At 55.8% G+C, this 15,095-nt stretch carries 9 protein-coding genes; all 9 read right to left on the reverse strand.

Features of this window, described 5'->3' with window-relative positions:
• Positions 1–54: 54 nt before the first annotated feature.
• The 9 genes from WJU22_RS01825 to WJU22_RS01865 all read right to left on the reverse strand — a co-directional run bounded on the left by WJU22_RS01825 (position 55) and on the right by WJU22_RS01865 (position 14,848).
• Positions 55–3,072 carry a PQQ-dependent sugar dehydrogenase gene (locus WJU22_RS01825; RefSeq protein ID WP_341841593.1) on the reverse strand — a complete coding sequence of 1,006 codons (3,018 nt, stop codon included), beginning with the start codon at positions 3,070–3,072 and terminating at the stop codon, positions 55–57.
• A 16-nt stretch (positions 3,073–3,088) separates the two neighbouring features.
• Positions 3,089–4,216: a DUF4855 domain-containing protein gene (locus WJU22_RS01830; protein WP_341841594.1), complete on the reverse strand. Its 1,128-nt coding sequence runs from the start codon at positions 4,214–4,216 to the stop codon at positions 3,089–3,091.
• An 8-nt stretch (positions 4,217–4,224) separates the two neighbouring features.
• Positions 4,225–5,430, reverse strand: a complete 1,206-nt coding sequence (locus WJU22_RS01835) for a DUF4998 domain-containing protein (protein ID WP_341841595.1) — start codon at positions 5,428–5,430, stop codon at positions 4,225–4,227.
• Positions 5,431–5,452: 22 nt separating this feature from the next.
• Positions 5,453–6,253 carry a DUF5000 domain-containing lipoprotein gene (locus WJU22_RS01840; RefSeq protein WP_341841596.1) on the reverse strand — a complete coding sequence of 267 codons (801 nt, stop codon included), beginning with the start codon at positions 6,251–6,253 and terminating at the stop codon, positions 5,453–5,455.
• A gap of 2 nt (positions 6,254–6,255) precedes the next feature.
• Positions 6,256–6,651, reverse strand: coding sequence for a DUF4959 domain-containing protein (locus WJU22_RS01845; RefSeq protein ID WP_341841597.1), 396 nt, complete (start codon positions 6,649–6,651; stop codon positions 6,256–6,258).
• 27 nt (positions 6,652–6,678) lie between these two features.
• Positions 6,679–8,604: a RagB/SusD family nutrient uptake outer membrane protein gene (locus WJU22_RS01850; RefSeq protein WP_341841598.1), complete on the reverse strand. Its 1,926-nt coding sequence runs from the start codon at positions 8,602–8,604 to the stop codon at positions 6,679–6,681.
• Positions 8,605–8,630: 26 nt separating this feature from the next.
• The gene (locus tag WJU22_RS01855; protein ID WP_341841599.1) at positions 8,631–11,894 is read right to left on the reverse strand and encodes a TonB-dependent receptor; all 3,264 of its coding nucleotides are present in this window, start codon (positions 11,892–11,894) and stop codon (positions 8,631–8,633) included.
• 503 nt (positions 11,895–12,397) lie between these two features.
• Entirely contained in the window at positions 12,398–13,642 is a 1,245-nt protein-coding gene (locus WJU22_RS01860) for a sugar MFS transporter (RefSeq protein ID WP_341841600.1), read from the reverse strand.
• 21 nt (positions 13,643–13,663) lie between these two features.
• Positions 13,664–14,848, reverse strand: coding sequence for an AGE family epimerase/isomerase (locus WJU22_RS01865; protein WP_341841601.1), 1,185 nt, complete (start codon positions 14,846–14,848; stop codon positions 13,664–13,666).
• Positions 14,849–15,095 lie beyond the last annotated feature (247 nt).

The following is a 15,095-nucleotide window of genomic DNA, read 5'->3' on the forward strand; positions in this document are numbered from 1 at the left end:
GGCTTATGCATTTGAGGTTGGCGGCAGGTTTATGATAGTTCCCTGCCGCCTGTTTTATTTTCCATTCTCGAAAAGCGTCCAGTCGATATTGAAGAGCGTGCCCTGGCCGGGGTTGCTGAATACGAACCAGAGGTCCTGGCGCCCGGGATTTGCTTTCACCGGGGCCGTCAGTTCCACCCACTCGCCTTTGTCGCCCGCGGGTACTTTCAGCGTAGCGGCCACCGGCCCGTCTTTGGCGCCCATCCTCAATTCCAGCGTTCCGCCGGCGCCTTGCAGCTGTACCCGGAACCGTGCGCGCGAAATGCCGCCGAGGTCGATGTTTTTGAAGACGAAGGAACTACCGTCGTTCGCAACGCCATAGCTGAGCAGTTGACTGATCCAGTTCACGAAGCGGATTTGCTGGTCTGTATCGCGCTCTTCCGCTTCCAGCTTCGGATGGCGGAGCATGATGAATTGCTGGCCCGTGAGCGCCTCAATGCCGTTGGCACCCTTATCCGTATAGCGCGCCGTGAGCAGGTAGACGCCGGAGGCGGATTTACCGATGTGCTCTTTCAGCGCAATGGCGCCTTCCGCCGGCAACGATGCACCGGAAGACCGCAGCGACAGGATGTAATCCACGATCACTTTGGCTTCTTCCACCGCCATTCCCGGATGCGCGCTCATGGGGCGGTTGCCCCACACGCCGCTGCCTCCGCGGATCACTTTGTCTGCCAGCAAAGCGGTGTTCTTTTCATTGCGCTCGTATTTGGCGGCAACGTCCATGAGACTGGGGCCGACAGACACCGTGTTTTCGGTATGGCAAGCCTTACAATCCAGCGAATAGAACAGCTCTTTCCCTTTCGGCGTGGGCATTGCGCCCCCTTGCGTGAGCGCGCCGGCCATGTCGCGGCCGTACGGGATGTAGTTGAACCCAACCGCCACTTTTTCCGCTGCGATGGTGCCGTCTTCCGGATCGGTGACGGTCACTTTGTAGGGGAATTGCATGTTGTCCCAATAGAACGAGCTGTTGGCGGTGGTGGTGATCTGCACGTCTGGCGGTGTGTTGCCGGCTTTGATGTAGATGGATGCGGTATCGAAGGCTTTGTGATCGTCGGTAACGGTCAGCAGCACTTTATACACGCCGGGTTTGGCGAAGGTGTGAGCCACGGCGGAATCGCTGTAGTCCTTTCCATCCACGTTCCAGCTGTAATGCAATTGATCCTGCCTGTCGGGATCGGAAGACCCATCGGCAGAAAGCTTCACCGTCATGGGAGCGGGGCCCGTGAGATGGTCTGCGCTGATCCCCGCTACCGGCCGGCGGTTGCCCGCGGCGTAGGTGATGCGGACGAGGCGCGCGTCCATGTTCCGGGAAAACCAGTTGGTACCGTATTCGATCATGTAAATGGCGCCATCGTCGGCAAATCGCAGGTCGATGGGCGCTGCCGGCGCCAGGTGATCGAGGAAAGGCTCCATGCGGAGGTAATTATGGTTTTCGTCGAACGTAACGGCCATGATCCACCGGCGTACCCAATCGTAAATGAGGAGTTTGCCGTCGTAGTAATCAGACAGTTTGTATTCCGCGTTTTTGAATTGATCGGCATAGTAAACCGGGCCTGCCATCACGCTCTGCCCGCCTTTGCCCACGAGGGGGAATTTGGTGGAAGGGCCGTCTCCGAACCAGATCATGGCGCCTTGCGCGGGCGGCAGTTCTTTCACGCCTTTGTTGTTGGGCGAACTGTTGATGGGTTTGGCCGGGTCCAGTTTGGGGCCTTCGGTTTTGGTGGCGAAGTCCCATTTCGGGAGGGCTTCGTTTTCGCCGAGGAAGTACGGCCATCCGAAGAATCCGGGTTTCCGGGCCTGGTTTACTTCGTCGTAGCTGATGGTGCCTTCGCTGCCGGGCACTTTCGTATCCGGCCCCACGTCTCCCCAATACACATACTGGTTCTTACGGTCTACCGTGAACCGGAAGGGGTTCCGGCAGCCCATGACATAAATTTCCGGCCGGCCCTTGGAGCCGTCTTTCGGGAACAGGTTGCCATCGGGGATTTCGTAAGTGCCGTCGGCTTTGGGGCGGATGCGGAGGATCTTTCCGCGGAGGTCTGCCGAGGAGGCAGACGTGGCCTGATCGTCGGCGAGCTCGCGCCCGGGGCGCTCGTCCACCGGCGTATATCCTTCCGTTTCTTCGGCGTTGGTATTGTCGCCGGTGGAGAGATAGAGCAATTTATCCGGCCCGAATTCGATGTATCCCGCAGAGTGGCAGCAATGCTTCCGCTGGGTGGGGATTTCGAGGAGGGTTTTCTCCGTTTCGTGCAACAGGCGCTGGTCGCGCATTTCCATGCGGGTGAGCCGGCTCACGGGTGCGTCCCCTCCTACTGCGTAATAGAAATATACCCAGTGGTTCTTATCGAATTCGGGATCGAGGGCCACGCCGAGCAATCCGTCTTCCAGCCCGCTGTACACATTGAACTGCGCGAGGGTGATCACATCTTTTTCGCGTGCGCGATACAGGCGAACGGCGCCTTTCCGCTCGGCGAACATCACGTCGTTGCCGGGGAGCACGGCCAGTTGCAGGGGTTCATCGAGCCCCTGCGCCAGCATCGTATAGGTGTACCGGTTATTTTCCGGGATGGCAGGTGTGCTGCAGGCGGCATAATCCAGGCCGCTGGCTTCGTCTCCCGCTTTCGTCAGGATGCGTTCCGCTTCTTCGGGAGCGCCCATAAATACCTGGTCGTTGTCTGCCAATGCATCCAGCCAGGGCCATCCTTTCATTTTGAAAGAGGAATCCTTCATCACCGCCCAGGTTCCGCCTGCTTCCAGGTATCGCTGGAGCGCGTTGATCTGACGGTGGTCGAGACTGTCGGGGTACGACCAGTTGCTGACGATGGTCCTGAAATGTTGCAGGGAGTCGGGATGCAGGTAGGATTTGTTTCCTTCCACCAGTTCCCATCCATTGGCTTCGGCCGATGCCTTTACGGCAGCGATCATGGTTTCCGTGCTGCCTGCTGATGGCAGCAACAGTACCTTGTTTCCGGGTGATTTACGCGAGCAGGCGGCTAATGCCAGCATGCACCCGAACATCCATAGTTTTTTCATCAATCGTGTAGTTTTTCTACCGGGATCGTACGTCGGTATCTTTTTGTCTCGTGGAAATAATCTCAGCAAGCCGCTTAAATAGTCCGGTGACGGTAGGGTCCGTTTGCAGGCTCATCTCGTACCATCCTCCTCCGCCTTCGTAATAGGCGACGGGTAAATTACGCCAAGCGCCGGCTTTTTCAAACTCATTTATATAATCGGTGTATTTTTTCTGATAGCCGGCATCGGTGATGAGCCTGTTGTCGAATTCCATTTCGAGCGCCATGCTGTGCTGCTGCGCGTACCGGATGGCACCGGTGAGGATGCTGTAGGGCGAATTCAGGTCGAAGAAGTAGTTGGGTTGCTGATAGGCGATATCGAAGCCCATGCTCTGCCAGCTGCCTGCACCGTCGGCTCCATAATACGGGATCCAGTAAAAGCGCTTGTTGCGCTCATGGATTTTGGCGGAAACGGAGGGCAGGATTTCGGCCGCCCCGGTATTGTGTTCCGCCACCCAATAGAATCCCATCAGCTCCAGGTGTTGCAGGTTGGCGGCATTCCACATGGTCATGGCCGTATCGATGAACCACTGGCAGGCGGCCACGCGGTCTGCCGCCACGGCGAAATTCAGCTGCCGTCCGTTCAGTTCTCCCCAATTGGCCGTAGACCGGATGGGCTCGGGAAGCGTGAGCACTACCTTACGTTTGCGCTCGGGGGTTTTGCCCTGGGCAGACAGGCTGTCGAGCATTCCGTTTAACGCCTTAATTGCTTTCCCGTCTTCGAAATTCCGCTGCAGGAGCCAGAGCCACTGCGCCTTTCCGGCGGGCTGCTGGCCGTATCCTTCGGCGTATTCGTATCCCAGGTTGTCTTTGAACTCGATGAACAGGAACCCGTCGAACAGCCATTCGAACCCGGTGGTGGGGGTGCGGAACACGAAAGGCTTGAGGTGGGTGCTCGTCCACGGAAGGCGGTGAGTGCCGCCCTGGTAGATGAGTGCGAGGTCGGAAATGTAGTATGGAGGCAGCTTTTCAGGGGGTTTGGGTTTTCCCATTTCGGTCGGGGCCGTTGCCGTTGTGGCCTGCATACTTTTCTGGCAGGAGGTGGAGGCAATGCCTGCCCCCACCATCCAAAGTGCCATTAAACTACTCAATGCTGATTTGATCATAATTCAAGTTATTGAGGAATTTTGTACAAAATAATTTCCTGTGCGCGGAAGAACTGCGCGTCCCACACTTCCCAGTTCATGACGAAACCGAGCGATACGGGGTTGATGCCGTCAGACGTAAACCGGATGCTGGCACGCGTCTGGTCCACGAAACTCTTATAAGCCAGTGCGGTATTCATGGCGTTGTAATCGGGCAATGCATTGCCGGTAGCTGCTGCGAGGTAGCGGGGCTCATTGCCGCGGGTGCCGAGCCACCATTCGCCGTTCCCCAGGTGCAGCGCCAGTTCATAGGTCCCGGCGGGCAGGGTCACGGTTTGCCAGGCCTTTCCGTTCTTGATGGCCGTTTCACCTTCCCATTTCTCAAATCCGAAAGTAGCGGCGCCGTTCAGGTTGTCGAACCCGCCAAATCCGCCACCACGGGTTTTAGCCGAAGCAGACACGTTCCAATGCGCAGGAATCCCCCATCGCGAGCCGTCCCAGGTCCCGATAGCAAAGGGCAGACGGTAATTTTTCAGGTATTTCGACGTCACCCATTCGCGTTTCAGTACCGTCGTAACCGATGCTGCATAAAAGGTATCGATGGCCAGGGGCTCGGGCTTGAAGAGCGTCTGGTAAGTGAATGCCGATCCTGGTTTATAATCCTCCAGCACCACGTCTGCCGTGGCACCTTTCACGTATCGATTCCCTTTCGAACCGTCGTTCTTCGTCCAGGTGATGTTGACGCCGATACAGGTTTCTTCCGGGGCGCCCCATTTCAGGTTCGCATGACCGCTTTCAGCGAGGTATGCATCATCCAGCGGACGGTTGAGCAGCGTATTGGTATAGTTCTGCCCGTATGTTTTCCCCGAAATGTAAACCGGAACGGAACGCTCACCGAACGAGTTGGTGGTGATGACCGTAAAGTTATAGGGACCTTCCGGGAGTGGTGAAAACTCATGTGCAATGGAGTCCGGTTTGTTTGTACGTGCGACCGGTACAGTTACTGAGTCTGCATCCCCCCATTTGACGATCACTTTGTTGACGTTGGGGTCGGCGATCAGCAGCCAGCTGAGCACGAGCCGGTCCTTACCGGGAAAGAGTTTCAACGAATCCACCTTACCCGCATATTTCCTGATTTTCCCGGTCGTAAATTCCTTGTAGTCGTCGATCTTCGAGCAACCGGCCCATGCCAGCGCTGCGGCAAGGGCAAATATCGAAAGCGTTAATTTTTTCATGTGCAATTTTTGAAAGGGTGGATTACATCGGTTGGCCGAACAGGGTGATCTCCGAGAAGCTCAGGTCGCCCGTTCCCATCCAGTTTTCCAGGCAGCGGACACGGATATACCTTACTGCGGGTGCATCAACCGGGAAATCTTTCTGGTCGCCCAGCAACCAGGCCGTTGCGTCCGCATCGTTAAATACTTCATCCGGCAGCCCTGAAGGCTTCTTCTGTTCATAATCCACCAGCTTCGTCCAACTATCCCAGCTGCCGTCGGGCGTCGGGTTGTTCGATCCCCAGATCTCGTATTTCTTCATGCCGCGGTTGCTGTACCGGTAGTAGTGGTTGATACGGAAGCGGCTCAGCTTGCTCTGCACGCCCATGTCAAACGTGATCCATGTCGGATCGAGGCCTTTGGTGTTCGTGGAAATGTTCTGCCAGTTATTGCCATTGCCATCGTAAGGCGACGCCCAGACGGACGACCATTTTCCATCGAACGCGAATTCCACGGCCACGTTCCATTCAATTACCAGTATGGGGTCGTTGGGCATTTTATAGGTGCGGAATTTCGATTTGTCGAGTGTTTTTTCGAAAAGTGGCGTAATGGTGGCAAACGTTGTATCTGAACGGTTGCCCCAGCGGTCTTCCAGGTACATACCGAAAACGGTTTCCTCGTCTTTCAGCCCCCTGAAGGTTGCGTTGCCCTCTTCCTGATCGAGCGTAGCGGCGTTGAGCTGCGCGATGCGCCCCAGCGAGTCGGGCCCGATGAGTATCGCCTGGAGCGATTGATTATCGGGATTGAGGTAGGTAACCCCCACTCCACCGAAAGCGGCAAACATATTCAGCGACTTGAACACCTTGAGATAGGGGGCTCGGTGGGCTTGAACTTCTTCACTACGGGCTCGGAGCGTACTTCCGCACCGTTTACGGAGAAGATGCGTACTTCGTGTTCGCTTTCATCACCCAGGCCTTCCACGCGGAGCTGGTTGGTGTAGAACGATGATTTGTAGGTGCGGAGCCTTCCGTCGGGCGTTTTGATTTCGGCTACGATGTAGGAAAGGTTTTGGCTTTTGGGCAGTGTGTAGCTAATGGTGGCGCCGCCTGGCTCCGGCTTGATGTCTACGTTGGAAACCTGGCCGGGAGGGTTCGCATCGGCCAGCATGGGAGAAAGCGGTTTCTCTTCCTTGCAGGAGAACAGTAAAGTTCCCAGCATTATGATGATCGGAAATTTCTTCATGATGGATCGCATTTGGCGTTAGGGAATTTACCAGCCCGGATTTTGGAGCAGGTTGGTGTTAATGATGAGGTTGTGCTGTTTGATGGGCCACAGGTAATCACGCGGCGCCACAAACCGCTGGTTGAACACTTGCTTCTTCCGGTAATAATCAGCCGCGTTCTTCTGCAAAATATCCCATCCTTCTACCGGCTGGTTCATGTATTCGACGGCCAGTTTCCACCGGCGAAGGTCCCAGAGGCGATGACCTTCGAATGCCATCTCGATGAGCCTTTCCTGGCGGATGATATCCCGCAGGCCTTCTTTGGTCGTGAATTTGGTGGGCCGGTTCGAGAAATTGCTCCACGATTCCTCTACGCCTTTCAGCCCGGCCCTTTCGCGCACTTTGTCTACGTATTCGATGGCGCGGGCGCTCTGACCGGATTCGTTGAGCGCTTCGGCATACAAGAGAAAAAGGTCGGCGAGTCGCATTTCCGGCCATGCCCAGGTTTCGGTTGTTACTGCCTGATCGGTCTGGTTGAATTTATAGTTGATGAACTTCTTCACGAAATAACCCGTCACGCTGTAAAACTCTTCACTGGCCTTGCCTTGCGGCTGCCCGTATTTTGCCTGGATGTTGGACGATTTTTCGTCGGTCTTGTTCCCCTCCAGGAAATATCTGCCACCATCGAAGCCGAGGTTTGCATAGAACCTTTCCTCGCGATCGAAATGGAGGCTGGCCGTTGTATACCCTTCCTGTACGTGGAACCGTTCTTCATGCTTGGCCACGCGAAGATCGAAACGGCCCTGGTAGTTCCAGGTTTTGTCTTCTGAAATAGGAACACCATTTTTGGTGTAGAAGTTTTCCGCCATTTTCAGCGTGGGCGACATATACCCGCCAATGTAGTTGTCACGGCTAGACATGAGGTACTTCGGCGCGTTGTGCGTTTGCAGCACACTGGTCTGGCCAGCCCTGCCTGTCAGTGCCCAGATGGCTTCCTGGTTTTCGCGGGCGTTAAGGGCGCCGGCGGCACTCAGCTGGTAACGGGTGGCGTCGGTGATAGTTACGAAGGGCGAATTGAATTCGTACAGGTGAATGCTCGCAGCAGCGCATTCCGCAACGGCTTCCTCCGCCGCTTTGGCGGCCAGCGCCCAGCGGTTGGCGTCGTATGTTGGATTGAAGAGCTGAGTACCTTTTTTGTCTTTCAGGCTGCTGAAATCCGTGTTGCCGTTGAAGAGCGGGCTGGCCCAAGCGGTCAGCACGCGTGCCTTCAGCATCATGGCTGCCGGCCTGGTGATGCGCCCCAGTTCGTTGACCCTGTTCGTTACTTCGGTGGGCAGCATGGGGATGGCCTTGTCGAGCGTGTTGACGAGGTATTGCGCCACCTCGTCTACCGGCTGGCGGAACACTTTTACTTCTTCCGGCGTTGCGCTCACGGGGATGTTTACGTCCACGATCGGGATGGGCCCGTAGTTTTTAAAAAGGCAGTAATGATAGTACGCCTTCAGGAAGGTGACTTCCCCGATCCAGCGCTTCTGGTCTTCGGGGCTCAGGTAGGGAATACGGCGGGTCGAGCCGTTTTCGTACATATTCTCGAGGAAGATGTTGCACTCGCGAATAGCCTTCCAGAGCGGTTCCGCGTGGTTTTCGCCGTCCCAGAAATTCACCCAGGGGTTGCCGGCGGTTTGCTCGCCGAGCGCAATCTTCCAGGGCGACTGATAGGAGTATTGGCCGTACCGGTACGTCCACATATCATCCGCGCCTATGTACAGGATATTACTGACGGGGTCTACTGATGGCAGGAAGGAGTAGCAGGTACGGAGGTATTTTTCCGCTTCCGTTTTATTGGAGAAGGCATCGTCGAGCGTAGCTACGTTGTCGGGCACCACGTCCAGGAAGCCTTTCTGGCAGGAGGCGGTTCCCAGTGCGGTGGCCAGTACAGTGCCATATATGATGAATCTGAAGTTCCGTTTCATGATAATTTCGTTCTTATGTCAGGAAATTAAAATCCGAGGTTGATGCCGACGTTGATCACGCGCTGCACAGGATAGTTGAAGGCATTGTTGTTTCCATTTGTCTGCGCGCCGCCCATTTCCGGGTCCCACAACTTGAAGCTGCTGAAAGAAAGCAGGTTGAGTCCGTTCACGTACAGGCGGAGGGCGTTGACGCGCATCCGCTTCAGCAAGTGGTCGGGCAGCTCATAACCCAGCTCCACCGTTTTGAGGCGAAGGAAGGCGCCGTTACGCATCCACCATGTAGAGGTAAACAGGTTATTGGAAAAGGCCGTGGCATGAACGCGGGGCCAGAAAGCGTAAGGGTCCTGGTTTGTTTCCGACCAGTGATCGTCTGCGATCACTTTCAACAACCCGCGCTGAGAACTCGATCCTTCAAGAAACGGAGCTATCCCGCCCGCGTCGATGTAAGTGGAAGAGCGCGCCGATCCCTGGAAGAAGGTACTGATGTCGAATGATTTGTATTTATACGTAAAACCGAAGCCGTAGTTGATCTCCGGGCGAATGGGGTGCCCGATCGGCACCTGGTCGCGATCCGTGATCATACCGTCTCCGTCGATATCCACGTACTTGATATCGCCACCGGCGAGCTCACGGATACCAAACTGGGAAGGCGAGTTGGCCACATCATGCTCATCGGTGAACAGGCGCTCTGCAACATATCCCCAACGCACCTGGTCGGAACGCCCCTCGCGGCGGAGGTGCCACAGGCTTTTGTCGTAAGCCGGCTCTTCGTTCTCCAGTATTTTCGTTGTCGCATATGTAAACGTACCACGTACATTGAGCCAGGAATTTTTGTTCAGGGTGCGCTTGTATTCCAGCGTCATATCTATCCCTTTACCTTCACCCACGCCCACGTTGGCCTGCTGGATAGACCGGAGCCCCATGGTGGAGGGAATATTGTAGCGGGACAGCAGGATGTTTTCACGGCGCTCCTTGAAAATGTCGGCCTGCAATGAGAAATCCTTGAACATCTCCAGCTCCAGGCCGATATTGGTTTTGTATGCGCGCTCCCAGGTAATGAACGGGTTGGGGTAACGGTTGATAACCGTACCGCCGCCGCCGTAATTGAACTTGTCGCCAAAATAATACCCGTTACCGCCGCCCAGCGAAAGGTTGGCCAGGTAGAAGAAGCGGTCGGTTTCGGAGCCGATCTGGTCGTTACCCACTACACCGTATGTTCCGCGGAATTTCAGCCTGCTCACAACGGGCAGCAACGGCTCAAACCATTTCTCCCCGCTCACATTCCAGCCCGCGCCCACAGATGGGAAAAAGCCGAAGCGGTTACGCCTTTCGAAGCGCTCCGAGCCATTGTAGCCGAAGTTGAATTCCACGAGGTAGCGGGAATCGTAGTCGTAGGTGAAACGGCCAGATAAGCCCTGGTTGCGCCGGGGAAGCGCCAGCAACAGATCGTTCGCATTACCGTCTACGTTGTTGGAAAGCAGCGTAATGAGCATCCCGCCGATATTGTGCTTTTTAGCGATCGTAGCGTTGTAGTTCAGCGCAGCCTCCATGTAAGTGTAAATATTGGCTCTCTTGTCTCCGCCCTGGAAGTTGAGATATTTGGTACCGCCTCCGGGATTGAGGGGCTCCAGGCCACGAACGCCTTCTTCCGGATCCACCGTCACCGTATAATAGAACGGATAGAACCGGCGGTTGAGGTTAAACTCGGCATAACGCTGGGTATACGCCATCACCCGGCCGCTGAGCCCAGGCACGAGGAACCCGAAGTCCTGCTTCAGTTCCAGCTGCGCGATGAGGGTGGAGTTGTTGTTCTGCGTAAACCCGGAAACCGCGTCGGCAAAGGGGTTCATCATCAGGCTGCCGTTCGTCATGCGCGCACTGCCGAACAGCGGGTTTTTCTCGTCCGGCGCAAAAGAAGCCGGGAAATAGGCCGGGAAAGCCACCGGGTTGGCGCGCGATGCGTTCGTGAACAACTGGTTGGAGCCGCCCTGCGGACCGCGGTAATCGTAGAACCGGCCCGTGGTACGGATAATCGCTTCCGTCGTTTTGGTCAGCTTCACGTTGATATTGGAACGTATCTCGTAGTTACGCGCCTTGATGTTACTGTTGAACGAGTTGTCGGCGATCGTGCGGAGGAGGCCGTTGTCAATATTGTAAGTCCCCGAAACATAATACTGTGCCCTTTCCACACCGCCACTCAGGTTGAAGTTATAACGCTGGTTGTTGGTGCTGTTTTTCAGCAGCAAGCCCATCCAGTCGTTGTTGGGATAGACATAAGGATTGTCTTTGTTCACGCGGTGGCGGATGGCGTCTTCGGTATAGCGCCGGGTTGTGGCGCCCGAATTGAATCCCGCTTCGTTGGCAAGGCGCATGTACGTGATATTGTCTGCCAGCTTCAGGCTCTGTGTATTGCTGGAATTGGAGTTTTCTACCCGCACGTTGAAGCGCGTACTGGTGATGCCGCCCGATTTCGTGGCCACGAGGATCACGCCGTTGGCGCCGCGGGCGCCGTAGAGCGAGGAAGCCGTCGCGTCTTTGAGGATGGAGAAGCCGGCGATATCGTCGGGCTGGATGCGCGCCAGGTCGCTGGGCGTGCTTTCCCGGCCATCGATGAGGATGAGGGGATTTACTTTACCGCTGCCGAAGGTGGTGACGCCGCGGATGAAGAAGTCGGCATTGTCTTTCCCCGGTTCACCGGAAGTCTGCATGGCGATCACACCCGCCAGGCGGCCGGCGAGCATGGTGGTAAGGTTACTGGTAGGGCCTTTCAGCTCTTTGGGATTGATGGTGGTCACGGAGCCGACCATCGTGGTTTTCTTTTGGGTACCGAAGGCCACGATGGCTACTTCGCCCAGCATTTTGTCGGAACTTTTCAACTCCACGTTCAGCGTGCGGCTGTCGGTAACGGCCAGTTCCTGTTTGATATAGCCCATGAAAGAGAAAACGAGGGTCGAGGGGCCGGCGATCTTGATGGTGTATTCCCCGGAGCCGTTCGTTTGCACGCCTTTCAGCGGGTCGGTTTTCAGTGTGATGGAAACCCCGGGCAAAGGCATCCCCGTTGAATCGGTCACGCGACCTTTCACGACGATGCCGGTGTCTTTCGGAGCGAAATAGGCGGCGGGTATAGCGCCGGCGCTGACAGTGGATTTCGCGTTATCCGGACGGTCTTCCGCCAGAGGGCTGGCTGCCATGGCGGCGCCGGCGGCGAAAAACAATCCCAACGTCAATTTCAAGCGCAGGATCGCCCTGTCGGCAGTAATGCCGGAATTGACCTTCAGTGGAAATAACATAGCGTAGGTTGTTGCTTGATTTAAGTGATTTAATACATCGGTACGTGGACCCGTTGCAGACAAAACACTGCCCGTGCGCGAAGCGGTCGCACAGGGTTGGTTATCTGTAACAGTAATAAGTGTGGCGGTTACTGCATATTCATCTTGTAGCGAATTTGTTTTGCTTTTGGCTGATTACGTTCTCATGTTTCGGGAAGGAAATAGGTATCCCCGTCCGCGCATGCGCGCAAACCTGCTTCGCTATCCATTCCCAATTTGATTTTTTGCTGATTGATCAGGAAGCGCACCTGCCTTCCCCTGTTTCTCCCCCGGGCCGGATTTAAACACGCTGCATCAGTTCGTTTGCGTTCGTTGGGTTCCCGGGCTTCTCTAACGTGGTATTACCTCAAATTTTCATCGTACAGGCTAAAGATAGAAAATAATTTTAAAAATACTAAGCTAGTAAGAAATATTTTTAGATAATTATCGCCAACTAACGGGATGTTTTTAATTTTATTTACAAACTAAACCGATTTTGCAAGACCGCTCCGCCGGGGCTTACATCCCTCGATACCATAGAAAACGATATACGCGTAGCACAGGATGGGGATGATGAAAGCCGTTGTCCACGATGCGCTATCGATCAGCCATCCCTGCAGCACCACGATCACCGCGCCGCCGGAAATGGCGGTAGACAAGATCCCCGACGCCTGCGTGATATGCTTCCCCACGCCGTTTACCGACAACGAGAAAATAATGGCGAACATCACCGAATTGCAAAGCCCCACGCTGATAAGCGCCCACACCGCCAGCGGCCCGCCGCTCGTCATCGACACCACGATCCCCGCAATCGCCGCCAGACCATTGATCACCAGCATCCTTTCCGGCCGCACCACGCGCAGCAACCCCACGCCCAGGAGCCGCCCGATCAACATCGCCCCCCAATAAAAAGATACATACCGGTTCGCCTCCTGCTCCGTGATAGCCAGCGTATCGGCGATGTAATTGGTCAGGAAAGACCCCACCGCCACTTCGGCCCCTACATAAAAAAAGATCGCCAGCGCCCCCAGCTTCAGGTTCCTGAAACCCAGCGCCGATCCGCCTTCCGCCTGCCCCTCTTCCACAGGCCGCACCTCCGGCAGCTTCATCCGCCACAACACCGCACTGATCACCACCAGCAACAACGCGATCCCCGCATAAGGATATTTCACGGCCGACGAGCCGCCGGCCGCCATCCCGGGCAATATCACCGCCGCACCGAACAACGGCGCCATGATCGTGCCCACGGAACCTACGCTCTGGATCATGTTCATGCGCGACGAAGCCGTTTCCGGCCGCCCCAGCACCACGATGTACGGGTTGGCAGACACCTGCATGAAAACGATCCCCACCGCTACGATGAACAGCGCCGCCAGGAAAAGGTAATACGCATGCAGCAAAGCCGCCGGGTAAAACAACAGCGCACCCGCCGCCGCCACGAGAAAACCCGTCACCATGCCCTTCCGGAACCCGATGCGCGACACGATCCGTCCGGCAGGAATGGAAAAAATCCCGTACACGGCGAAAAAATAAAACTGCACGAGCGACGATTCCGTGTAACTCAGCGTGAACCCTTCCTTAAAATAAGGGATCAGCGTATCGTTGAGACAGGTGATGAAACCCAGCATGAAATACAGCACCGCAAGCGATAACAGCGCGGGCAGATAATTGCGGGACGAGGGAGTAGCGCCCTGGTGGACGCTCATTTCGGGCGAAAGTACGTTGGCCATAATACGATCAAATCTGGTTGGTTATACAGTTACGGTTTGCGAAACGGCGATCTCCTCCAGCGTTTTCCAACTGAGGAACAGCGAGCGCGGAACATGGAAACAACCTTTCCATTTCCCGCCCTTCAGCGGCAGCAGCACTTCTCCCCTGCGGTTTAGGTACCCGAACCATTCGCCGAACTCGGCGTCGCGGAAATGCCGCCAGGTATAGTTATGCAGCCGGTGAAACCACTGGCGGCAACGCTCGTCGCCGGTGTAGCGATAGCCTTTCAGCATGGCCACAATGGCTTCGTGATGCACCCACCAGAGCTTCTGGTCCCATTCCAGTTGTTGCGGAGGCCGTCCTTTCGCGTCCATAAAATAGAAAATTCCTTCGAATGATGTATCCCATCCAAATTCGAGCATGCGCAAAGCGATGTCTTTACACCTGATCATGAGGGCTTCATCGCCCAGGCGATGTGCGATGTCCATGAGGAACCACATCGATTCCAGGCTGTGCCCGGGCGATACGAGACGGCCTTCGAAGGAATCCGACAGGCGCCCGTCTGGCGTCACGTTTTCCATGATGAGCCCGGTTTCCGGATCGTAGAAATCTTCCATCACCGCACGCACACATTCGCGGATGGTGCTGTCTACCGTTTCGTGCGGCAGCACGTGCTCCACTTCCAGCACCAGGTTGGAAAGGATCATGGGGAGCGATAGCCCCTTCAGCGGCCGCGTTCCGGGAACGGCTTTGGAGTAGCTGCCCTTCGGCTGGCTGAACCGGGAAAGGATGCTTTGAAACGTGCGCAGCGCCACATCATTATATTCCGCCTTGCCGGTAGCTTTGCCCAGCTGCGCGAACGCCATGGCGGCGAAGCAGTCGGAAAAAATGTTGTACGCCTGTACGAGGGGACGGCCTTCGCGAGTGAGGCTGAAATACCAGTTCTCATGGGCGTCGCGCCCATGGCGCAACATAAAATCAGCCCCGTGCTCAGCGGTTTTCAGCCATTCGTCGCGCCGGCCCAGTTTGTTGCAGAGCATGGCGAACGTCCACACCTGGCGGCCCTGCAGCCAGGCGAATTTATCGGTATCGAAAACGTTCCCTTCCCGGTCGAGACAGGTGAAAAATCCACCAAACTCCTCGTCTATGGAATGTTTCAGCCAGAATGGGATCACATCGTTCAGCAGGTTGTCGCGGTACTGCTCCGCGATTTGTAACAGGTTCATAAGTTGATAATAAAAGTTCTGAATCGGGTCGTAACAAAAGATGCGGCGGCGGGCCGTTGCGAACAGCCTTCCCTTCACCCGACAATAATCGATTGCATGAAAAGCGGTTTTTAGATGAAGGCGGAACGGTCGCTCAGAAGCACAACTTCTCATAACGCGGCCACCGGTCCACGGTTTTTCGATCATATCCGGTGCGCGTCCCGCTTCGACGGCGCCCGGCATAATGCAGGACTCTAAATAACAATTT

The sequence above is a fragment of the Chitinophaga caseinilytica genome (assembly GCF_038396765.1).
GTDB classification, from domain to species: domain Bacteria; phylum Bacteroidota; class Bacteroidia; order Chitinophagales; family Chitinophagaceae; genus Chitinophaga; species Chitinophaga caseinilytica.